The sequence below is a fragment of the Streptomyces sp. NPDC028298 genome (genome assembly GCF_055565895.1).
The window spans coordinates 43,030-65,263 of record NZ_JBVHTL010000008.1; the positions used below are offsets into that span (position 1 = coordinate 43,030).

Genomic DNA, 22,234 nt, shown 5'->3' on the forward strand with positions numbered 1-22,234 from the left:
ATGTCCACCACCACCCTGACCCACCGCGTCCGCGTGCTCGCGGCGCCGGGCGACCGGCACGACGAGATCCTCACGCCCGCCGCCCTGGACTTCGTCGGCAGCCTCGCCGCCGCGTTCGGCGAGCGCAGGCGGGAGTTGCTGAAGGAACGCAGGCGCCAGTCCCTGCGCATCGCGGCCGGCTCCCCGCTCGACTTCCCCATCGTCACCTCGGGCGTCCGTGCCGACCCCTCCTGGCGCGTGGCGCCCGCGGCACCTGGCCTGACCGACCGCCGGGTCGAGATCACCGGACCGCCGGAACGTCGTATGGCGGTCAACGCCCTCAACTCCGGTGCCCGGGTGTGGATGGCGGACTTCGAGGACGCCACCGCCCCCACCTGGGCGAACATCATCGGCGGCCAGCTCACCCTGCTCGACGCGATCGAGCGCCGCATCGACTTCACCGCCGAGGACGGCAGGGAGTACCGACTGGCCGACCGGGAAAGGCTCGCCACCATCGTCGTCCGGCCGCGCGGCTGGCATCTCACCGAGGACCACCTGGAGTTCGACGGCGGACCGGTCCCCGCAGCCCTCGTCGACTTCGGGCTCTACTTCTTCCACTGCGCGCGGCGTCAGATCGACGCCGGGCACGGACCCTACTTCTACCTGCCAAAGCTGGAGAACCGGTACGAGGCACGGCTGTGGAACGACGTCTTCCTCACCGCGCAGGAACTGCTGGGCATCCCCCGGGGCACGATCCGGGCCACGGTCCTCATCGAGACGATCACCGCGGCCTTCGAGATGGAGGAGATCCTCTACGAGCTGCGCGAGCACAGCTCCGGCCTCAACGCGGGACGTTGGGACTACCTGTTCAGCCTGATCAAGACCCTCGGGCATCGCACCGACTTCCTCCTCCCCGACCGGGCGAAGGTCACCATGACCGCGCCTTTCCTGCGGGCGTACACCGAACTGCTCGTGCGCACCTGTCACAAGCGCGGCGCCCACGCCATCGGCGGCATGGCGGCCCAGGTGCCGAGCAAGGACCCGGCCACCCACGAGGCGGCGCTCGCCACGGTACGGCTGGACAAGGAGCGCGAGGCGGAGGACGGGTTCGACGGGTCCTGGGTCGCCCATCCCGGGCTCGTCCCGGTGTGCCGTGAGGTGTTCGACGGTGTCCTGGGGGACCGGCCCGACCAGACCGACCGGACGCGGGACGACGTGGACGTCCGGGCCGCGGACCTGCTGTCGGTGCGCCGGATCACCGGACCGCCCACGCCGGAGGGCGTGCGCACCAACATCGCTGTCGCGTTGCGGTACTTCGCCGCCTGGATGCGCGGTCAGGGAGCGGTCGCCCTGTACGGCCTCATGGAGGACGCGGCGACCGCCGAGATCGCCCGCGTGCAGATCTGGCAGTGGCTGCGACACCGGGTGATCGACCGGCTGGGCGTGCTCGACATCCTCGACGAGGAACTCGTCGCGCTCGGATCCGAGTACCCGTGGGCGGACCTCGACGCGGTGCGCGGACTCTTCGAACGCACCGCTCTCAGCGGCGAGTTGCCTCTCTTCTTCACCCCGGACGCCTACTCCGGGCACCTCGTGCGGCACGCGGAGCTCCGATCGTGAGCGCCGGCTTCCGGCGCGTGGGCGTGGTCGGGGGCGGCCGGATGGGCGCGGGCATCGCCGAGGTCTGCGCGCGGGCCGGACTGGACACGGTGGTCTGCGAAGCCGACGCGACAGCCGCCCGCGCAGCCCGCGAACGAGTGGCCACCTCCCTCGAACGGGCCGTACGCCGAGGCAAGTTGGAGCCACAGGCAGCGCGGGACGCCCTCGCCCGCATCGTCTTCACGGGCACTCTGGACGACCTGGCCGACCGGCAGCTCGTCGTCGAGGCGGTCATCGAGAACGCCGACGCCAAGACCGAGGTGTTCGCCGCCCTCGACAAGACCGTCGAGGATCCGGGTGCGGTGTTCGCGACGAACACCTCCTCCTTGCCGGTGATGCGGCTCGGGATGGCCACGAGCCGTGCCGACCGCGTGGTGGGACTGCACTTCTTCAACCCGGTGCCGGTGCTGCCGCTGATGGAGATCGTGGCCTCGCTGCACACCTCGCCGGAGACCGTGACCGCGGTGGAGGACTTCGCCACGGGCACGCTCGGCAAGACGGTGATCCGCTCACGGGACCGGGCCGGCTTCGTCGTCAACGCCCTGCTGATCCCGTACGTACTGGCGGCCGTCCGGATGGCGGAGTCGGGCTTCGCCACCGCGGCCGACATCGACACCGGCATGGAGCTGGGCTGCGCCCACCCGATGGGCCCGCTCAGGCTCGCGGACCTGATCGGCCTGGACACCGTCGCCTCGATCGCGGAATCGCTCTACGACGAGTTCAGGGAACCCCTCTACGCCCCGCCCCCGCTGCTCCAGCGCATGGTCGAGGCGGGACTGCTGGGCCGGAAGACCGGACGGGGATTCCACACCTACGGCCAGGCGACAGCCTGAACATCCTGCCGCGACCCGGCCGAGGGCCGGACCGCACTGCCGACAGAGGGAGTCGGCGGACGCCTCACGGGGGGGGGGAGGGCGACGGGAAGCGTGGGGGCGGCGCTTCCCGTCGTCACCGCGCCCGTGTCCCCGTCACCATCCGAATGCCGGACGGGGTCGGCCGCGCGGGCGGATTGCCCTAGGGTGGGCGGTGCAGCTGGTTCGCCCCGTCCGCCAGGCGGGATGCGTCGTAAGAGGGAACCCGGTGGGAATCCGGGACTGCCCCGCAGCGGTGAGCGGGAACGACCGCCGTCATACGCACTGGGTCCGACGAACCGGGCCTGGGAAGCGACGGCCAGTAGGTGTCTCGTATCGCTCGTACGAAGGGTGTACGAGGAGACGTGCCCGTGAGTCCGAAGACCTGCCCGTTGCCCGCGCGCGAAAGGACTCGTGCGCGGATGTCCCGGTGACCTCGTGGGCGGGTCGGCGTACATGTCGGACGGAAGATCGCGCCGTGCCGCGCGAGGTCGGTTCCGCCCGGTCCGTCACCCCTTCGCGCTCACGTCCCGTCACCGGGATCCCAGGGAGATATCTCGCGAAGGAGATTTCCGTGACAGCGAAGTCCGCGACCGCGGCAGCACGGGCCACCGTGTACGGCTACCCCCGCCAGGGACCCGACCGGGAACTGAAGAAGGCGATCGAGGGCTACTGGAAGGGCCGCTTCACCGCCGACGCCCTCCACCGCGCCGCCGCCGACCTCCGCGCCGCGAACTGGCGCCGGCTCACCGAAACCGGTGTCGCCGAGGTCCCGACCGGCGACTTCTCGTACTACGACCACGTCCTCGACACCACCGTCATGGTCGGCGCGATCCCCGCCCGCCACCGGGCCGCCCTGGAGGCGGACGCCCTGGAGGGCTACTTCGCCATGGCGCGCGGTACGCAGGATGTCGCACCGCTGGAGATGACCAAGTGGTTCGACACCAACTACCACTATCTGGTGCCCGAGTTGGGCCCTGACACGGTCTTCACGGCCGACTCCACCCGGCAGGTCGCCCACCTGAAGGAAGCGCTCGCCCTCGGACTGGACGCCCGTCCGATCCTGGTCGGGCCGGTCACCTACCTGCTGCTCGCCAAACCCGCCCCGGGCGTGCCCGCGGACTTCGAACCGCTCACGCTGCTGGACCGCCTGCTGCCTGTGTACGCCGAGGTCCTCGCCGACCTGCGCGCCGCCGGAGCCGAGTGGGTCCAGTTGGACGAGCCCGCCCTCGTCCAGGACCGCACCCGGGCCGAACTGGACGCCGCCGCCCACGCCTACCGCGCGCTCGGCAGCCTGACCGACCGGCCCAAACTCCTGGTCGCCTCATACTTCGACCGGCTCGGCGAGGCCCTGCCGGTGCTGGCCAAGGCCCCCGTCGACGGGCTGGCCCTGGACTTCACCGACGCCGCGGCGGCCAACCTCGAGGCCCTCGCGGCCGTGGGCGGTCTGCCCGGCAAGCGACTCATCGCGGGTGTCGTGAACGGCCGCAACATCTGGATCAACGACCTGGCCAAGTCCCTCGCCACCCTCGGCACCCTGCTGGGTCTCGCCGACCAGGTCGACGTGTCGGCGTCGTGTTCCCTCCTCCATGTCCCGCTCGACACGACCGCCGAGCAGGACATCGACCCCCAGATCCTGCGCTGGCTCGCCTTCGCCCGCCAGAAGACCACCGAGATCGCCACCCTCGCCCAGGGCCTGCGCCTCGGCACCGACGCGATCGCGGGCGAACTCGCCGCGAACCGCGCCGACTTGGCCTCGCGCGTGAACTCACCGATCACACACGACCCCGCCGTCCGGGCCCGCATCAGGGCCGTCACGGACGCCGACGGCCGCCGCTCACAGCCCTATGCCCGGCGGGCACCGGCTCAGCGAGCCCGTCTCGGCCTTCCCCTGCTGCCGACCACCACGATCGGATCCTTCCCGCAGACCGGCGAACTGCGCACCGCCCGCGCCGACCTGCGGACGGGACGCATCGACGCGGCAGGCTACGAGGAGCGCATCCGGGCAGAGATCCAGGAGGTCATCGCCTTCCAGGAGAAGACCGGCCTGGACGTCCTGGTGCACGGCGAGCCCGAACGCAACGACATGGTCCAGTACTTCGCCGAGCAGATGACGGGATACCTGGCCACGCGGCACGGTTGGGTGCAGTCCTACGGAACGCGCTACGTCCGTCCGCCGATCCTGGCCGGGGACATCTCCCGCCCCGGACCGATGACCGTGCGCTGGACGACGTACGCCCAGTCGCTCACCTCCCGGCCGGTGAAGGGCATGCTCACCGGCCCGGTCACCATGCTCGCCTGGTCCTTCGTCCGCGACGACCAGCCCCTCGGCGACACCGCCCGGCAGGTCGCCCTCGCCCTGCGGGACGAGGTCGACGACCTGGAGACGGCCGGGACTTCGGTGATCCAGGTGGACGAGCCCGCCCTGCGCGAGACGCTGCCCTTGCGGGCCGCCGACCGCCCGGCGTACCTCGCGTGGGCGACCGAGGCGTTCCGGCTGACCACCGGAGGCGTACGGCCGGACACCCAGATCCACACCCACATGTGCTACGCCGAGTTCGGGGACATCGTCCAGGCCATCGACGACCTCGACGCCGACGTCATCAGCCTCGAAGCCGCCCGCTCGCACATGCAGGTCGCGCGCGAGCTCGCCGCGCACGGCTATCCGCGTGAGGCCGGGCCCGGCGTGTACGACATCCACTCGCCGCGCGTACCCAGTGCCCAGGAGGCCGCCGCGCTCCTGCGGACCGGCCTCGAGGCCATTCCCGCCGAGCGGTTGTGGGTCAACCCCGACTGCGGCCTGAAGACCCGCGGTTGGCCGGAGACCCGCGCCTCTCTGGAGAACCTGGTCGCCGCCGCCCGCGAGGTTCGCGAGGAACTCTCCGCCCGCTAGCCAGAGGCCCCATCGGCCGGGGGAGGAAGCAGCCACACCGCCTCCTCCCCCGGCCCCGGGTCGAGACCGCGCCGGCTCTCACCAAGTCACCTGGTGTCCGACCGTGCGCCCAGCACCGACCGATGCCATGGATACGACAGGACTCACCCCCTCACGTGCCGCTCCGTAACGCCAATCGCTTGCACTTGCACGTAATATGCAACAAGCTGTCGGAGTCCTTACCGCCTGTTCGCGACAGGGAGCCCCGCCATGCCCCGTCTACTGCCGAGCACCGGACCACAACGCGTCCTCGCCGCCTCGAACTTCGTCTACACCGTCGGCAGCGGCCTGTACCTGACCGCCGGGGTTCTGTACTTCACGGAGGCGGTTCGTCTCCCGGCCGGTCAGGTGGGACTCGGACTCGGCGCGGCCGGACTTGCCGCCCTCGCCCTGGGTGTCGCGGTCGGTCATCTGGCGGACCGATACGGAGCACGCGGCGTCTACATCGCCACCCTGGTGGTGCAGGCACTGGCCACGGCCGGCTTCGTGCTGGTGGACGGCTTCTGGTCGTTCCTTCTCGCGATCACCACGGCCGCCGGAGCCAAAGCGGCCGGGAAAGCCGCCCACGGTCCCCTCATCAGGCACTACGGAGGGAACCGGCCGCAGGAGTTCCGCGCCTATCTCCGCGCCGTGACGAACGTCGGCGTCTCCCTCGGTGCCGTGGGAGCGGGGCTGGCCGTCCAGGCCGCCACGCTCACGGCCTATCAGCTCATGGTCATCGGCAACGCGATCGCCTTCGCGGTCTCCGCGGCGCTGCTCGTCGCGCTGCCGCCGGTCACCCCCCTCGCCGCCACCGGCGGTCCCCGCTGGATCGCCCTCAGAGACCACCCCTACCTGCTGCTCACCGCACTCGACGGCATCATGGCCGTCCAGTTCAAAGTCCTCACCGTGGCCATCCCTCTCTGGCTGGTCGGCGCCACCACAGCCCCGCACTGGCTCATCTCGGGGACCATGCTCACCGGCACCCTCATGGTCGTGGCGCTCCAGGTGCGCGCCAGCCGCAACGTCGACTCCCCCACCGCCGGCGGACACGCCTACCGCCGTGCGGGCGTCGCCTTCCTCGTCTCCTGCTCACTGATCTCCCTGTCCGCCGGCATCCCGGGGTGGGCCGCCGCGAGCGTGCTCCTCACCGCAGTGGTGATCCACACCGTCGGCGAACTCTGGCATTCCGCCGCCGCCTTCGAGGTGTCCTTCGCCCTCGCCCCGCGGCACGCCACCGGCCAGTACCTGGGCGTGTTCGGTCTGGGCATGGGCCTGGCCGAGGGTCTTGGGCCGGCGTTGCTCATCTCGCTGTGCATCACCTGGGGGCGCCCCGGCTGGTACGTCGTGGGAGCCATGTTCGCGCTGACAGGTCTGGCAGCACCGCCCGCGGTTCGCTGGGCGCTACGCCGTCAGCGTGCCGGGCAGACGACGACCGGCTCCCCGAAGCGGGAGGCACAAGCGGCCTAGGGGTCGACTCCGTCAATCCGTCGAGGGTGCTTGTGGAGCTTCACGGCATTCGATAGCCAACACCCGGCCGTTCAGGCTCCCTTGTCAGCTCACTTGGCCGCCCTTCGGCCCGATGCCGTTGATCCTGGCCGGAGTTCCGTCCGGGGCGAACGGGTGGTGGAAGGTGAAGGCATGCGGCACGGAGCCGTGGTCGTGGAGGTGCTCCAGCCTGGACACCCCGTCCCGCCAGGTGGGTGTCACGTCGTCGGCGGTCCACCAGCACACGTAGTTCGGGAATCCCGTCCTCTCGAACCAGTCGTAGCGCCGGTTCAGCGCCTCACGATGCAGACCGGTGTACACGGCCTCGAAGGCGGAGCCCAGGTCGGTCCAGAGGGAGAGCGTCGCGGCCACGGCGGTGGTCTCCACCGTACGGCCCTTGTCGTACCAGGCCGGTACGGCGAACTCGCCCCACGCACCCCAGTCCGCCTCGAAGAGCATGCCCCGGTCACCGCCCGCCGCCTCTGCGCGCGCGAGGTACCCGGGGTGCCGGCCGATCTTCCGGTAGACGGCCTCACCGACGTCGTAGAACTCGCGGGTGAGAGGTGCGGGATCGGCGAGAGGCGACTTCAGGACGCCGAAGGTGTACAGCGCGAGTCGGGGCATGCGTGTCTCCCTGGTCGGGGGGCTGGCGTGGGGCCGGTTCGGCGGCTTGCGCACGGGGGCGAGGGCTCGTAGGGGCGTGACCACTCGCCCCGTCGCGGGGTGGCCCAGCCTGAAGGAACTCCTGCGCGACCGTGGGCGATCGCCGAGGACCAGGTGAAGGTAGCTGCCGCTGCGGGCCCTGTCGAAGTTGCGCTTTCCGCGCCCGAGTGGCCTCTCGCACCGGTCATCGCGCGAACTGGACGCGGAGCGCTCCGGACCGTCAGCAGAAGGGCTCCCGCATGTCAACGTCCATGCGGGAGCCCTCGGTTGTACCGCCTGCGGGTGATGGTCGAGAAGACGATCACGAGCAGGACGTCTGTGCGGACGTGGACGTGGGGACGCTCACCGCGTCACGACCCGCCCGCCGCGCTCACGGCGCGAGCAGCAGGCTGTCGCCTCGCTCCTTGGCGGCGGCGTAACGCCGTGCCACGTCCTGCCAGTTGACGACGGCCCACATCGCGTCGATGAAGTCGACCTTCTGGTTCTTGTACTGGAGGTAGAAGGCGTGCTCCCAGGCGTCGAAGACGAGGATCGGCGTCGAGCCCTGGCCGACGTTGCCCTGGTGGTCGTAGACCTGCTCGACGATCAGGCGGCCGCTGAGCGGCTCGTACGCGAGGACGCCCCAGCCCGAACCCTGCGTGGTCGCGGAGGCCTTGGTGAGCTGGGTCTTGAAGCCCGCGAAGGAGCCGAAGGACTCGGTGATGGCGTCCGCGAGGTCACCGACTCCGTCCGCCGCGAGGGGCTCGCCGCCGCCGTCGCCGGTCATGTTGTGCCAGTAGATGCTGTGCAGGATGTGCCCGGAGAGGTGGAAGGCCAGGTTCTTCTCCAGGCCGTTGATCGAGCCCCACTGCTCCTTGTCGCGGGCCTCCGCGAGCTGTTCCAGGGTGTCGTTCGCGCCCTTGACGTACGCGGCGTGGTGCTTGTCGTGGTGCAGCTCGACGATCTGCGGGTTGATGACCGGTTCGAGCGCCGCGTAGTCGTACGGAAGCTCCGGGAGCGTGTAAACCGCCATGTCCAACGTCCTCCGACGTTATTGCGAATGATATGCAGGTGCACCATAACAGCAAGAGCAAACTGGGCCCTTACGGCACGTCATCCGGCTGCCACGGCCTGGCTGTCGGCTTCGAGCAGCAGGCGTTCCAGCGTGGCCCGGGCCCGGCACACCCGGGAGCGGACGGTGCCGATGGGGCAGCCGATGAAGCGGGCCGCGTCTTCGTAGGGCAGCCCGACGATCTGGGTCAGCACGAACGCCTCACGGCGTTCGTCGGGCAGCGCCTCCAGCAGGTCCAGGAGCGCGACGCCGTCGTCGAAGCCCGGCAGGCCGCGGGACTGAGTGCCCTCCAGGGCCGACTGCCAGTCGTGGGTGTGGGCCACCCGGGGACGGGCCGCGGCCCGTCGGAAGCTGTCGGCCACCGTTCGGCGGGCGATCGTCATCAGCCAGGTGCGCGCCGACGCACGCCCCTCGAAGCGCGGCAGGCTGTCCAGGGCTCGTACGAAGGTGTCCTGCGTCAGGTCCTGTGCGGTCTGGGGATCTCCGCTGAGGTGGGCGACGTAACGCAGGACGTCGCCGTGCAACGCGCGGACGAAACGCTCGGCCGCGTAGGCGTCGCCGTTGCGGGCCGCCAGCGCCCAAGCGGTGGCGGAAGCGTCTGCGACGGCGCGGCGCTCCGCGCGGGGAGAGGGCATGACAGAAGTGATCACGCGATGTCCTTCTCGAGGTCATCCGGGGCCACGTCTCATCAGAGAACGGGCTCTCCGGCACATGGGGGTGCGCCGTCCACGGTGGGTACGGCGATGCACGGAGCCCACGGCCCGCTCGTCCGTTCGCACGCGGTGGTGTGCGGCTTCGGAGTGGTCCGCCGCGCGGGATCGCGGCGGTCGGGAGCGGGTGGGCCCCGGTGGATCCGGCTGCCTCAGACGGCAGCGGCACCCACGGGCGGACCTCGAGACGTGACGGAGTAGCAGAGAAGGAGGCGGGCGAGTGCCGTCCGGCGCTCAGGGCGACGCCGCCGCCGGACGGGGCGGCCGCTCGGTGCGGGCAGCGCCAGCAGCATCCGCAGCGGAGCGGCCAGCCGGGCCGCCGCGGCCCGCAGGAGACTGAAGACGGCGCGCTCGCCGTACGCCAGCCAGATTCCGCACAGAACGGCCGCGAGGACGTGGGCGGCGAGCATGCCGAAGGTGGCGCCCGCTCCCATGTGGGCCATGCTGTCGGCGGTCGTCGCGCCACTCATGTCGGACGCCATGTGGCTCATGGCGCCCATGTCCATGGAGTCCATGTTCATCGCGGCCGTGTCGGCCGCGTCCGCCGACCGGAGGCCCGGGCCGGACTCCGGCCCGGGCATCACTGTCTGCGCCAGGGAGAACGTCTCGTGGAGCAGCGCCTGTGCGGCGACCACGACCGTGACGATCAGCGCGCGCCCGCGCTCACGGCCGGCCAGGAACCAGCCGGCCGCCCCCGTACCCGCGGCACCGGCCGCCATGCTCCAGCCCGGGACGTCGGAGCCGGACATCGTCACGTGCCCGAGGGCAGCCAACAGCACGCAGGCGACGGCGAATACACCGGCCCGCAGTGTGCGGCACCACCCTCCGACAGTCATGACGCGCCCATCCTCGCACCCGGAATCCGATCGTCGTCAGGGGGTACGGGGGCGCATCGGAGCGCACCTCACGGGACTGACGGTGACTCATCTCATATCAGCACCGGCACCCGCAGCAACACCAGCACCAGCACCAGCACCAGCACCAGAGTCAGGGTCAGGGTCAGGGTCAGTTGCCGGACGGTGTGGGTGCGGTCGGCGTGGCGCGGCGGCGGACCGTTCCGATGACGAGGTCGGCGACGAGGAACCCGGCCAGGGGGATGCCGAACAGGGGCAGCGCCCAGCCGACAGCGACCACCACCACGACGCCGACGGCGAGCGCCCAGATGGGCATTCCGCGCCAGGCGCCACGGGCCGGCGGAGCGCCGAGGGGAGCCCTGCGGTCGGCGCGGGTGGGGCGGCGCTGCCACCACATGCGGTAGCCCCAGAGGATGACGCAGGTCAGGCCGACGGCCAGGACAGCCAGCAGGATCTGGTTGACGAGGCCGAACAGGGTGCCCATGTGCGCGTTGATGCCCCAGCGGGTCAGCTTGGACAGCACCGGCCAGTCGGCGAAGTCCACCCGGTCGACCACCTTGTCGGTGGAGGCGTCGACGGCGACGCTGTCGCGTCCGACCGGCCACAGGTTGCGGGTCTGTGAAACCGTCCACGCGGTGGTGGTGTCCTGCGGGACGCCGATCTCCACCGGGCCGTCCAGGCCGTCGCGTCGGGCCGTTTCGAGGACTCCGTCGACGGCTTCCGGATCGACCGTCTCGGCCGTGTGGGAGCCGAGATGGCCGGCGTGGTGACCGCCGGCCGCGCCCGCGGACGTGCCGGACAGCGTCGTGGACACACCGGGCGTGCCGGAGCGCAGCGCGTCCAGGGCCTCACCGAAGTGGGCGCCGGCGAAACGGGACCAGGTCAGACCGGTCGCAGAGAGGACCAGCAGACCGAGCGCGAGCCACAGTCCCGTGGTGGCATGCCAACTGCGCGTGCGCCGGACCCCCTTCTTCGCGGCCCGGTCGGGCAGCAGCAGCAGCCGCGCGGTCCGGTTCCCGCGCTGTCGCCGCCACCACAGGACGAGACCGCCGAGGACGAGGACCCACAGCCAACTGGCGGCGATCTCCGAGTAGTACCGTCCGGTCGTACCCAGGTGGAGGTTGCGGTGCAGATCGTCCAGCCAGGTCTTGAGCGGGGTGCTTCCGTACCAGGTGGTCAACTGGCCGGTGACCTTGCCCGTGTACGGGTCCACGTAGACCGTATGGGCCTTCTCGCCGAGCTCCGGCAGCGCGAAGTCCACCTGGGTCGTCTCGTCGCCGGTTCCCGGGCGGACCGCGGTCAGCGTGCCTTTCGGGTGGGCGGTACGGGCGGCGGCGACCTGGTCGGCCAGCGGCCGGGCGCTGTCGGCGGTGTGCGCGACCGTGAGTTCCTTGCCGTAGACGAGCGAGTCGAACTGCGGCGTGAACGTGTAGAGCAGTCCGGTCACCGCCGCGACGAGCAGGAACGGGGCCACCAGGACACCGGCGTAGAAGTGCAGCCGTACCAGCAGCGCGCCGAAGCCCGTCTGCCGCCGCGCCGGCGTGGCCGTGCGGCCCGCGGCTTCGGGTCTCTCGGTGCCTGCCTCGGGCAGATCGGGTATCTCGGAACTGACGGACATGGCCGGTCCTCGCTCTGTGTCGACGGCGCTGTGCGCCGTCATCCGTGCTGGGCGGGGCGTCGAGCGGCCGATGACCGGCCGTGACGCCACCGCACACCGGCCGGTTTCAAGGCCGCTGTCCCCAAACAGTCGGACGGCGAGCCCGTGGAGTTCCCGAGCGGCTCCACGTTTTTTTGGATCGGCTGCGCGACCTGCCCAGCCCCGCGCCCCGGGCTACCCCGGGAACCGACGAAAGAAGACCGGCGGCGTCTGCGCGAGTGCCGGGAGCAGGAGCGCGCGGGTATGCCCCGGCCGGTGGCCGGGGCATATGGGCGTCACGCGCCGCGTGGCTCGGTGAGGCGCCGGCTCAGCCGGGCAGTTTCCAGTTCTGGGCGGCCGAGCCGTTGCAGGTGTAGAGCTGGAGTTGGGTGCCGGTGGTCGTCGTGGAGTTGGGGTCGTCCAGGCACAGCTTGGACTGGGGGTTGATCAGCGAGCCGTTGGCGCCCGCGGTCCATTGCTGGGCGCCGGTCCCGTTGCACGTCCAGAGCTGGATCAGGGTGCCGTTGGTGGTCCCGCTGTGGTCGACGTCCAGGCATTTGCCGAGACTGCGGACAGTTCCGTCGCCGGCGACGATCCAGTCCTGGGCGTAGGTGTTGTTGCAGGTCCAGATCTGGACGTGGTTGCCGTCGGTGGTGGAGGAACTCGCGTCGTCCACGCACAGGTTGGAGGCCACCGCCGAGGTGATGGCTCCGATGCGGGGTGAGGCCGGGGCGGTGGTGTCCCCGGTGTAGGAGGGCGGAGCGGCGGAGGCGGCCGTCGCCCAGGAGGTGTTGGCGCTCGTGCCGAGCGTGTAGGTCAGGGTGCCGCCGGCGGTGATCGCCGACGTGGGGGCGTAGACGTTGTTCCAGGCGGAGCCGTTCCACGTCGCGGACTGGACGTAGGGGGCGTTGTCGGCGGCCCCGTTCCCGTTGATCGTCAGCGTCTTGCCCGACGGAAGGGTGATCACGGCCTGGGTGAACAGGGGCGAGCCCAGGGCGAGGTCGGCGGTCCCGGGAGTCTCGGGGAACATGCCGAGCGCGGACCACACGTACCACGCGCTCATCGCGCCGAGGTCGTCGTTGCCGTCGGCCAGCCCGCCCGGGGTGTTCGCCCAGATCTGCTGCTGGATCGACCGTACGGTGCTCTGCGTCCTGTAGGGCTGACCGATGTAGTCGTACTCCCACGGCAGTTCGATGCTGGGTTCGTTGCCGACCCACGCGTACCCCTTGTCGCCCGTGTAGCTGCGCAGCACGGTGTCGAGGTAGTGGCTCATCGCCGTGTTGCCGCCCTTGGCGCGCGCGAGGCCGCCGATGTTGAACGGGATCATCCCGGTGTAGATCCAGGAGTCGGCCTCGACCATGTCGGTGCCGCTGGTGGGGTCGAAGCCGCCGGTCCAGGAACCGCTCGCGTTGCGCGGCTCGACGAAGCCGGAGGCCGGGTTGAGCACGTTGCGCCAGCCCTGGGCCCGGTTCGCGTACGTCTTCTGGTTGCCGGTGTCGCCGAGCGCCCCGGCCATCGCGGAGAGCGCGAAGTCGGCGGTGTTGTACTCCAGTGTGGTGGCCACGGGACCGTAGAAGTTGCAGCAGCCGTAGCTGCCGTCGTGCGGCATGTATCCGGGCGAGTTCAGGTAGTTGAGACCCGGCCGGTCGTTGTTGGTCGTGCTCGCCTGCTTCACCATGTCGGCGAGGGCGGTCGTGGTGTCGAAGTCCCGGGCGCCGAAGGCGTAGTAGTCGGCGATGATGGCGTCCGCCGGGTCCCCCACCATCACGTACGACTCGCCGTTGTTCTCCGACCACTTGGGGAAGATCCCGGTCTGGGCGTAGTCGTCCACCATCGACTGGGCCGTGTCCGAGGCGACTTGGGGGGCCACCAGTGCTTCGAGCTGAGCCTGCGAACGGTAGATGTCCCAGCCGGAGTAGTTGGCGTAGGCCGCCTTGTGGCCGGCGTCCACGGTGTGGGTCCTGCCGTCGAAGCCGTAGTACTGGCCGTTGGTGTCACTGATGACGTTCGGGTGCAGCAGCGAGTGGTAGAGCGCGGTGTAGAAGGTCTGCTGCTGCGCGGCCGTTCCGCCCGCGATCTGTATCTTGCCCAGTGCGCTGTTCCAGGCGTCCTGGGCGGCGGTGCGGGTCGCGTTGAAGTCCCACCCCGTGTTCTCCGCCGCCCGGTTGGCCGCCGCGTTGGCCACCGAGACGTACGAGACGCCGACCTTGGCCTGCACCACCGGGTTGGCGGTGGTGTTGAAGGTGACGTATCCGTTCGAGGCGGCGGCTTCCGGCGCGGCGCTGTCCTTGGCGGTCTTCGGGGCCGCCGCGGTGGGCATCTTGCCGTGGAGCACGGGCTTGTTGGGCTTCTCGGCCGCGTTCTTGGACGCCGTACGGGGTTTCGCGGGGGTGGCGTCCGAGGTCTTGGCGACCGAGCTTCCCTGCGAGGCGAACGGCTGGTCGAAGACCATGTCGAAGTACACGGTGTACGTGTTCCCGGCCCCGCAGAAGCGACCGCTGGTGACCTGTCCGCTCACCTCGGTGTTCGAGACCTTGGTGAACTGCGTCGCCGAGGCGCCGTTCTGACTGCCCGTGAGCTTGAAGATCAGGTTGGCCTGGCTGGTCGAGGGGAACGTGAAGCGCGCCATCCCGCTGCGGGTCGTGGTGGTCAGCTCGGTGGTCACCTGGTTGTTGAGCGCGACCTTGTACGAACCGGCGCTCGCCGACTCGTTGGCGTGCGAGAACGCGTCCGTGGCGCCGGTGTTGACCGTGCCGACCGTCGGCAGCACGGGTACGTCCCCCGCGGCGCCGCAGCCCGGCCCGGCGATGTGGGTGAGGCTGAAGCCGGTGATGGACGAGTCGTTGTACTCGTAGCCGCCGCCGGGGGGCCGTGACGTCGTGTCGGGGCTCCACTGCACCATGCCGAACGGAACGTCGGCCCCGGGGAAGTCGTTGGCCTCGTTCGACGTGCCGATGAACGGGTTGACCACGGTGGCCGGCGAGGCGACGAGCGCGGCCTTCCCGGCCGCCGACGCGGGTGCGCACAGCCCGGCCACGGCCAGTGCGGTGGCCGCGAGTAAACCGATCGCGGCCGTTCCGGGGGGTCTCGACAGTCGTGTCACGGGGTTTCTCCTCTACTCGGGAGCGGGAGCTGAAGACTGACAACGTTGTCTTCCTGCGAGGTGCGGCATGTGGGCAGCAGTCGAGTTGGACAACGTTGTCGCATCGTCGAGACGGGGCCTGGCGATGCGAACGCACGGACGGGACCCCTGGGCCGCGAGCACCTGGGGGCACGGACGGGAAACTGTCCGTGAAGCTAGCTACAGGGCAGGGTCATGTCAACGATTCGCGCAGGGGCGACCCCGACGTCCGCCACGAAGATGCGGCGCCGATCCATCGGACGGACCGTTGATATATGACGCATCCACTCGTACCCCCGGGCGAGACCCCTCCCGTCGAGGGCTCCATCGCCGAAGCGCACCAGGAACAGCCCGACGGCGGGATATGGGAACACCCCTACCTCTGGCTCGGTTTCATCGTCGTCGGCTCAGTGATCGTGGCCGGGTACTTCGTGGCCCGGATCAGCGGGTACTGAGCCGGACGGCCAGGTGACAGAAGAGAACCGGAGGCACGGACCGGTGGAACGCCGCAAGCGGGCAGACCCGTTGAGCGCCGGGAGGACCGGGCGCGGAAGGTGATGTCAGTGCCCTGTGACAGGGTGAGTCCCGGAAGCAAGATTCGTCCGGGACGGATCCCGAAGAGCCAGGGAGCAGCACGTGACCAGCCCCGACACCGCCCCGCCCGGGCAGCGTACGACGCGGCGACACTCGGATCTCGGCACGATCAAGGCCTGGTGGCGGGATCTCGGAGGGGACGGGTTCCTCGTGCTGCCGCCGCCGAACCGGGCCCGCTACACCCAGTCCGAGGGCCACGGTGACGCGGCGGAACTCATCGAGGCGAGGGGACTGGGCGGCCCCGTCTCCTTCGCGTACTGGCACTGGCAGTCCCACCGGCACGCCTTCGACCGCTCCGGTTCCCTGACGGGCGAGCTGCTGCTGCACTGGGGCGGCGATCACGCCGCCGTCGCCGCCGGACTCGGCGAGGGGCCGGCCGGATTCCGGGTCGTCGACGGCGGTCCGAAGAGCGCCTTCCGGCTGGACCGCATCACCGCCCGGGACGAGGCGGGCCTGCCCGACCCCGAAGACCCCGACGGCGTGCGCCAGTTCCTCGCGGCGCTCGACGAACCACTGGACCGCAGCGCTCTCTCGGTCCGGTACCGGCCGCTGTCACCGGCCGAGGCCGCATGGCTCCACGAACGGCTGAGCGACTCCCTGGACCTCTCCGCCGCGATGCGCTTCGTGGTCGCCCTGGAGCGGCGGGACGCACTCACGATCGAGGAGGCGGAGCGGCTGCTGGCCGCCTGGCGACTGGAGCGTGAGCGACCGCTGACGGAGTGGAGCGCCTGGCGGGAACTGCTCCACGCGCTGCTGCGCCACGACCGCGAGGAGGCGTGGGAGATGGTCACCGGCCTCGGCGCCGGGGCGTCCGGTGTCCTGCGGCGGGTGCCGTCGGAACGTGCCTTGGCCGCCGTGCGGGCGTTCGCGCTCGCGGGCGACCGTGCTTCGGTCCACGCCTGGCTGGCGTTGCACCGGTCCATCCGCGAGCCGGACGCGGTGCTGGCCGCGGCCGACCTCGCGGCGGAACTCGCCACGTCCGCCGCCCCGGAGAATTCCCTGCGCGGGTTGTACGACGCGCTGGTCGGGGCCGTCACGGCCGACTGGCGCCGGGAGACGGGGGCGGATCACCGCGCCGGCCTTTCGTACGCGGCGCTCGCGGCCGTCCGCTTCGGCACGGACGAACGGCTGCCTCACGCCCTGCGCGTCCTCGCGGCGAGTGCTGCCCGCGACCAGGCGGATCTCGTACGGGAGGAGGCGCTTCGGCCCGGCGGCTCCGTTCTCGTCGGCACCGACTCCGCCGAGGTGCTGGCCGCCGTGGAGCGCTACGAGGCCGTCCGGGACGGGCTCCTGTCCGGTACCGGCACGGATCTCACCGCCTCCGAGGGGGCGCTGACCCGCCTGTGGCACCGGTATCGGACGCTCACCGACACCGATGTGCGCTGGTTGCGGGAGCGGGTCGCCGACCCGGCCACCGGTCTGCAGGGGCTCGGCTTCTGCCTCGAACTCCTCCTCGCCCACGGCAAGGCCACCGAGGCCGATGTCGAGGCGCTGCTGCCGGGCCGGTTCAAGGACCTCACCAAGACGTACCGGACCACGTACACCGAGTGGCGCCACCCGCTCGTCACCTTGACCTGCCTGGCCCTCGACCTGGGCCATCCGGCCGCGGGGAAGCTGGTCTCCTGGTGGAACGGAGCCCGGCCGGTGTGGAAGGACAAGGTGCGGCTCCTGACCCACCTCGGCGCTCCCGACGAGGCCAAGGCCGCCGAACTGTGGGACTTCGTCACCAGACCCTCCCACGACGTCGGCCAGTTGATGACCTGGGTGCTGGTCAGGGCCCGCCTCGACGGGGAACATCCCCTGTTCGTGGCCGACCGGCTGCTCGGCACCCCGGGCGTCAACGGTCACGTCCTGCGCCGGGTGCTGATCGGTGTGGCCGACCCCGAACAGCCGCTGTGGCACTACTCCGTCAGCCCGTACAGCCGGAGCTGGTGGCAGCGAGCCGTGGAGGTCGCCGATCACCCCGGCCTGTCGCCGGAGGCCCGCGCCATCGGACTGCACGTCGCCCGCGAACACCTCCTGATACGCAACCCGGACCAGTTGGACCCGAAGCCGACCCAGGCCGAACGCGAGGCGGCTCGGGCGTGGCTCGACGGTCACGTCGACGACCAGGCCTGGGCCACGACGTCGCGTTGACGGGATGCCTGCCCTCCAGGGGGCGCGACCGCGAGCAAGGCCTGAACGAACCTGTGCTGAACCGGCTTGCGCGGCCTTCCTTGTGGTCCAGAGGCCGGGAGGCGGCTCCCATCGGTGCCACGACGTGTCGCGGTGGGTCCACACGAGGCGCCACGGACCACCGCGGGAGGTCAATGGTTCCGCAGCCACCACGTGATCCCGGCGACCAGCGCCGAACCGGTCGCGGTGGCGATCCCGCGCACCAGGCCGAGCAGGGCCGTGCGGCCGAGGCGCAGTGCGGTGGGGCTGGCGCCCTGGCCGCGGCCCTTACCGGATTCGGCGGCCCCGTTCGCCTGGTCGTTCATTCCGTGGTTCATATTGACCCCTTTGTTTGCGGCGGCTGCCGGTCGCTGTGAAGCAACCGGCGAAAGGGAGCACGCGAAGCCCCTTTTGTGGCGAACCGAGATGCCTGAGCGGGTCCAGCGCATACGCTCCTGACGGCATCACGTGAGCGGCGGGAGGCAGAGCGTGGCTGTTGGCATTCCGTTCCACCGAACACCCGTGAACGCTCGCCGGAGTTCGGCTGGACTCAGGCTGCACCGGGGCGTGGAAGGCCGGCCCAGGTTGCGGTCGAGGCCGGAATCACCGGGTGAAGGCACAGGCGGAAGGCAGTTTCGGCGCGATCGCTCCGGAGTTCGCCGGAGCTCCGGCCGCCGGAGGAGCGCATGACGCCGCGCCCAGGCGGGAGTGACGAGGTGAGCACGCGGCGCGCCCTGCTGGGGCGGCGTCTGCGTGACCTGCGTGTCGAGGCGGGTCTGACCCAGGAGGCTGTGGCCCGCCGGAGCGACTGCGCCGGTTCGACCATCTCGGACCTCGAGAACGGCCGAGGCACCAGGGTTCCGGACCGCGCCCTGTTCGACGCGTACGTGAGCACGTGCTTGGCCCGATTGAAGATCGATCGATGGGAGAGGCAGAGCCGCGCGGAAAACCTGCTCGGCGACTATCTGGCGTTGAAGAGCCTGCTGGCCGGCCCAACCGGTTCCGAGCGTGGATCCGGCGGTACCCGAGGTCGTGCGGCCGAACGATGCCCCTATCCGGGACTGCACTCCTTCACCGAAGACACCGCCGCCTGGTTCTTCGGCCGCACCGCTCAGGTCGAGGAACTTCTCAGACTCTTGAAGAGCCGCCTCGACGGTGGACCGCCGCTCTTCGTCACCGGAGCGTCGGGGGCCGGTAAATCCTCCCTCCTGGGTGCCGGCCTGGTACCGGCGCTGCGCCGAGGGGCGCTGTCCCCACACAGCGCCGACACCTCGACAGCGCTGCTTGTCACCCCCGGCCCGCACCCGCTCGAGGCGCTGCGGCGGCTGGACGAGCTCGATCGGCCGCTGGACGACGAGAACGGTCGGACCAGTCGACCGGTGCTGATCGTCGACCAGTTCGAGGAGATCTTCACCCAGTGCGCCGACCAGGACGAACGTTGTCGCTTCGTGGCCCGGCTCATCGAGCGAGCCGCCGGCCGGGCGGACGGCCGCGGACCGGCTCCGGTGGTGGTGGCCGTGCGCGCGGACTACTTGCACCGATGCATCGCCGTACCCGGACTGGCGGGAGTGGTCGGCTCGGGCAGTCTCGTCCTGGGACCGATGAGCGAACCGGATCTGCGCGAAGCGGTCGTGGGCCCGGCGCGCACCGCGGGACTGGAACTCGAACCGGGGCTCTTGGAAACCCTGTTGCGCGACCTGGGCGTCCAGGGCGGCGGTCACGATGCCGGATCCCTGCCGCTGCTGGCGCACGCGCTGCGGGCGACCTGGGCACAGGGCGACGGCCGCCGCATGACCCTGACCGGCTACCGGGCGTCCGGCGGCATCCGGCACGCTGTGGCCAACACGGCCCAGGGGACGTACGACGCCCTCGACCCGGAGCAGCGGCGGGCGGCCCGGAGACTGCTGCTCCGGCTGGTCACGGTCGACGACGGCGGTGAGGCGCTGCGCCGCAGGGTACGCGAGGACGAGTTGGCCCACGAGGGCGGTCCGGCTCGGGTCGCTCTGGAACGCCTGGTGGACAAACGCCTGGTGACCGCTGACGACGGGGTCGTCCAGATCACGCACGAGGCTCTGGTACGGGCCTGGGATCTGCTGCGGGGCTGGCTCGCCGAGGACCGTGACTGGCTGCGGACGCACCGCGACCTCACGGCCGCCGCCGAGTCCTGGCAGGCTCTCGGACGCGATCCGGGGAGCCTGTACCGCGGCCACCGGCTCATCCGTGCCGCGGACATGGCTCAGGGGCGGGGTGCCGACCTCAATCCGCTGGAGAGCACGTTCCTGGCGGAGAGTGAGGCGGCAGCGCGAGCCGAGATCGAGGCCGCGACGGCGCGGGCCGAAGCGGCGCTGCACAGCAATCGGCGATTACGACGTCTCACATCCGTCCTGGCACTGTTGGTCGTCTCCGCCCTGACCGCCACGCTGCTGGCGGGCTGGCAGTGGCGCACCGCCGAGACGGAACGCAGGACGGCCGAGGGCGAGCGCAGGACAGCCGACGAGCAGAGTCGCACCGCCAGAGCCAGCAGCCTCGCGGCGGACTCCCGCGCGGCACTCGCGACCCGGCCCGAGCTGGCGGGCCTCCTGGCCTTGGCCGGCCTGGGTTTCCGGTCGAACGCCACGACCACCGGGAGCGCGCAGGACGCCCTGGCGGCACCGGTGCACCCTGTACGGCCGCTGATCGGCCACGCGGGCGCGGTCACCGCGGTGGCGTACAGCCCCGACGGCCACACGGTGGCCACCGGCGGCAAGGACCACACCGTCCGGCTGTGGCGTGCCGACCACGGCTGGAAGGCGACCGTTCTCGCCGGGCACTCCGGCGAGGTCACCGACGTGGCCTTCAGCCCCGACGGGAAGACCTTGGCAACGGGCTCCCTCGACGGTTCCGCCCGCCTCTGGGACATACGCACAGGTGAGAGCGTCATCCGGTTGAAGCAGCACACGGGTCCGGTCACGTCCGTCACGTTCGGCCCCGACGGGAGGACCCTGGCCACCGGCTCTGCAAGCGGTACCACGCAACTGTGGGAATCCCGTACGGGCCGAGCGCTCGCCACCCTGGCCGGACACACCGGCAGAGTGGGCTCGGTGGCGTTTAGTCCCGACGGCAACACGCTGGCAACAGGCAGTTGGGACGACACCGCCCGACTGTGGGACCTACGGAGCGGAAGGAGCATCGCTGTCCTGAAGGGGCACGGGAGGGAGGTGTTCTCTGTGGCGTTCAGTCCCGACGGCAGGACGCTGGCGATGGGCTCCGCCGACGGCGACGCCCGCCTCTGGGACGTACGCAGCAGGCGTCCCTCTGCGACGCTGCACGGGCATACACGTGTGGTGACCTCGGTGGCATTCAGCCCCGACGGTCGCACGCTGACGACCGGTAGCCGGGACGGCACCGCCCGGCTGTGGGACTTGCGCACCCGGAAGAGCTCCGTCCTGGAGGGTCATACGGACGCCGTCAACGCGGTGGCCTTCGGTGCGGACGGGGAGGCCGTCGCGACGGCCTCCTCCGACGGCACCGCCAGGGTATGGGGCATCTCGCTCCGCCGCGCGGCCAGGGAACTGACCGGTCACAGCGGCTATCTCGATGCCGTGGCGTTCGCCCCCGGCGGCGGCACACTGGCGACCGGGAGCAGGGACGGCACCGCCAGGCTGTGGGACACGGACAGCGGCCGTACGACAGCCGTGCTTCCTCATGGGCCGCATGTGCTCGCGGTGGGCTTCAGTCCCCGCGACCCCGTGCTGGCGACCGGGGACGAAGAGGGCCGTACGCGTCTCTGGGACACCCGCACCCGCCGTGCCCTCGCCACCCTGAGGGGGCACATCGCCGCCGTGGACTCGGTGGCCTTCAGCCCCGACGGGAGGACCCTGGCGACCGCGTCCACCGACGGCACGGCTCGGTTGTGGGACACCCGCACCCACCGCTGCCTCGGCATCCTCTACGGCCACGACGGCTGGGTGGACGCCGTGCGGTTCAGCCCCGACGGGAGGACCCTGGCGACCGCGTCCACCGACGGCACGGCCCGCCTGTGGGACCTGCGGACTCACCGCACGACCGCGCGCTTCGATGCCGGCGCCATCGTCAACGCGGCAGCGTACAGCCCTGACGGCAAGACCCTGGCCACGGCCGCAAGCGACGGCACCACACGCATGTGGGACATCGAGACCCACTCCGTCCTGCGTACCCTCGCGAAGCAGAACGACCCGGTGACAGCGGTGGCGTTCAGCCCGGACGGCGGCACGATCGCGATCGGAAGCCGGGACGGTGCGGCGCCCGCACGCCTCTTCGACACCCGGGACGGACACCTCTTGACCACCCTCGGCGCCACGGCCGGCTGGGTCACCTCGGTGGCGTTCAGCCCGGACGGCAGGCTCCTGGCCACGGCATCCTGGGACAGGGCCGCGAGGATCGTCCCCGTACCCGGGCGATGGGCCGGCGAACTGTGCCTCAGGGCGGGCCGCAACCTCACGCACCAGGAATGGAAACGACACGTCGGAGACACACCGTACCGGCGCCTGTGCCCGCAGTACCCGCCCGGACGCACCAAGATCCGGTGACCACTCCGGGCTCAAC

14 protein-coding genes and 1 riboswitch are annotated in these 22,234 nt (G+C 70.9%); of the genes, 7 read left to right on the forward strand and 7 right to left on the reverse strand.

What is annotated here, in order from left to right; genetic code table 11:
• The 4 genes from aceB to ACZ4TO_RS30905 all read left to right on the forward strand — a co-directional run bounded on the left by aceB (position 1) and on the right by ACZ4TO_RS30905 (position 6,870).
• On the forward strand, positions 1–1,599 hold the full coding sequence (gene aceB, locus ACZ4TO_RS30890) for a malate synthase A (RefSeq protein WP_468025920.1): 1,599 nt from the start codon (positions 1–3) through the stop codon (positions 1,597–1,599).
• On the forward strand, positions 1,596–2,471 hold the full coding sequence (locus ACZ4TO_RS30895; RefSeq protein ID WP_468025921.1) for a 3-hydroxybutyryl-CoA dehydrogenase: 876 nt from the start codon (positions 1,596–1,598) through the stop codon (positions 2,469–2,471). Before aceB ends, ACZ4TO_RS30895 begins: the two co-directional genes overlap by 4 nt.
• Positions 2,472–2,667: 196 nt before the next feature.
• A riboswitch (cobalamin riboswitch) is annotated at positions 2,668–2,884 on the forward strand.
• Between the two features lie 179 nt (positions 2,885–3,063).
• Positions 3,064–5,382, forward strand: a complete 2,319-nt coding sequence (gene metE / locus ACZ4TO_RS30900; RefSeq protein WP_468025922.1) for a 5-methyltetrahydropteroyltriglutamate--homocysteine S-methyltransferase — start codon at positions 3,064–3,066, stop codon at positions 5,380–5,382.
• A gap of 249 nt (positions 5,383–5,631) precedes the next feature.
• The gene (locus tag ACZ4TO_RS30905; protein ID WP_468025923.1) at positions 5,632–6,870 is read left to right on the forward strand and encodes an MFS transporter; all 1,239 of its coding nucleotides are present in this window, start codon (positions 5,632–5,634) and stop codon (positions 6,868–6,870) included.
• A gap of 84 nt (positions 6,871–6,954) precedes the next feature.
• Here ACZ4TO_RS30905 and ACZ4TO_RS30910 read toward each other — a convergent pair whose 3' ends face one another.
• From ACZ4TO_RS30910 to ACZ4TO_RS30935, 6 genes are all read right to left on the reverse strand, one after another.
• On the reverse strand, positions 6,955–7,512 hold the full coding sequence (locus tag ACZ4TO_RS30910) for a DUF3291 domain-containing protein (RefSeq protein ID WP_468025924.1): 558 nt from the start codon (positions 7,510–7,512) through the stop codon (positions 6,955–6,957).
• Between the two features lie 409 nt (positions 7,513–7,921).
• Positions 7,922–8,563, reverse strand: a complete 642-nt coding sequence (locus ACZ4TO_RS30915) for a superoxide dismutase (RefSeq protein ID WP_451075660.1) — start codon at positions 8,561–8,563, stop codon at positions 7,922–7,924.
• An 80-nt stretch (positions 8,564–8,643) separates the two neighbouring features.
• Positions 8,644–9,252 carry a sigma-70 family RNA polymerase sigma factor gene (locus ACZ4TO_RS30920; RefSeq protein ID WP_468025925.1) on the reverse strand — a complete coding sequence of 203 codons (609 nt, stop codon included), beginning with the start codon at positions 9,250–9,252 and terminating at the stop codon, positions 8,644–8,646.
• Between the two features lie 212 nt (positions 9,253–9,464).
• Positions 9,465–10,148, reverse strand: a complete 684-nt coding sequence (locus ACZ4TO_RS30925) for a hypothetical protein (RefSeq protein WP_468025926.1) — start codon at positions 10,146–10,148, stop codon at positions 9,465–9,467.
• Between the two features lie 169 nt (positions 10,149–10,317).
• On the reverse strand, positions 10,318–11,784 hold the full coding sequence (locus ACZ4TO_RS30930; RefSeq protein ID WP_468025927.1) for a PepSY-associated TM helix domain-containing protein: 1,467 nt from the start codon (positions 11,782–11,784) through the stop codon (positions 10,318–10,320).
• 346 nt (positions 11,785–12,130) lie between these two features.
• Positions 12,131–14,905: a lectin gene (locus ACZ4TO_RS30935; RefSeq protein ID WP_468025928.1), complete on the reverse strand. Its 2,775-nt coding sequence runs from the start codon at positions 14,903–14,905 to the stop codon at positions 12,131–12,133.
• A gap of 293 nt (positions 14,906–15,198) precedes the next feature.
• On the opposite strand from ACZ4TO_RS30935, the gene ACZ4TO_RS30940 reads away from it, so the two are divergent.
• A complete protein-coding gene (locus ACZ4TO_RS30940) occupies positions 15,199–15,378 on the forward strand; it encodes a DUF6480 family protein (RefSeq protein WP_382778529.1) in 180 nt (59 codons plus the stop codon).
• 181 nt (positions 15,379–15,559) lie between these two features.
• Positions 15,560–17,653 (forward strand): hypothetical protein, encoded by a 2,094-nt coding sequence (locus ACZ4TO_RS30945; RefSeq protein WP_468025929.1) that lies wholly within the window; start codon positions 15,560–15,562, stop codon positions 17,651–17,653.
• Positions 17,654–17,823: 170 nt separating this feature from the next.
• Here the strand turns inward: ACZ4TO_RS30945 and ACZ4TO_RS30950 are convergent, their stop codons facing one another.
• On the reverse strand, positions 17,824–18,009 hold the full coding sequence (locus tag ACZ4TO_RS30950; RefSeq protein ID WP_468025930.1) for a hypothetical protein: 186 nt from the start codon (positions 18,007–18,009) through the stop codon (positions 17,824–17,826).
• Positions 18,010–18,387: 378 nt separating this feature from the next.
• Between ACZ4TO_RS30950 and ACZ4TO_RS30955 the strand changes: the two genes are divergently transcribed.
• Positions 18,388–22,218: an nSTAND1 domain-containing NTPase gene (locus tag ACZ4TO_RS30955; protein ID WP_468025931.1), complete on the forward strand. Its 3,831-nt coding sequence runs from the start codon at positions 18,388–18,390 to the stop codon at positions 22,216–22,218.
• Positions 22,219–22,234 lie beyond the last annotated feature (16 nt).

Excerpts from the sequence above, each read along its gene's own strand:
- ACZ4TO_RS30930 (WP_468025927.1), bottom strand. The coding sequence starts at position 11,784 with ATGTCCGTCAGTTCCGAGATACCCGATCTGCCCGAGGCAGGCACCGAG.
- ACZ4TO_RS30940 (WP_382778529.1), top strand. The coding sequence starts at position 15,199 with ATGACGCATCCACTCGTACCCCCGGGCGAGACCCCTCCCGTCGAGGGC.
- ACZ4TO_RS30950 (WP_468025930.1), bottom strand. The coding sequence starts at position 18,009 with ATGAACCACGGAATGAACGACCAGGCGAACGGGGCCGCCGAATCCGGT.
- ACZ4TO_RS30915 (WP_451075660.1), bottom strand. The coding sequence starts at position 8,563 with ATGGCGGTTTACACGCTCCCGGAGCTTCCGTACGACTACGCGGCGCTC.
- aceB (WP_468025920.1), top strand. The coding sequence starts at position 1 with ATGTCCACCACCACCCTGACCCACCGCGTCCGCGTGCTCGCGGCGCCG.
- ACZ4TO_RS30905 (WP_468025923.1), top strand. The coding sequence starts at position 5,632 with ATGCCCCGTCTACTGCCGAGCACCGGACCACAACGCGTCCTCGCCGCC.
- ACZ4TO_RS30910 (WP_468025924.1), bottom strand. The coding sequence starts at position 7,512 with ATGCCCCGACTCGCGCTGTACACCTTCGGCGTCCTGAAGTCGCCTCTC.
- ACZ4TO_RS30925 (WP_468025926.1), bottom strand. The coding sequence starts at position 10,148 with ATGACTGTCGGAGGGTGGTGCCGCACACTGCGGGCCGGTGTATTCGCC.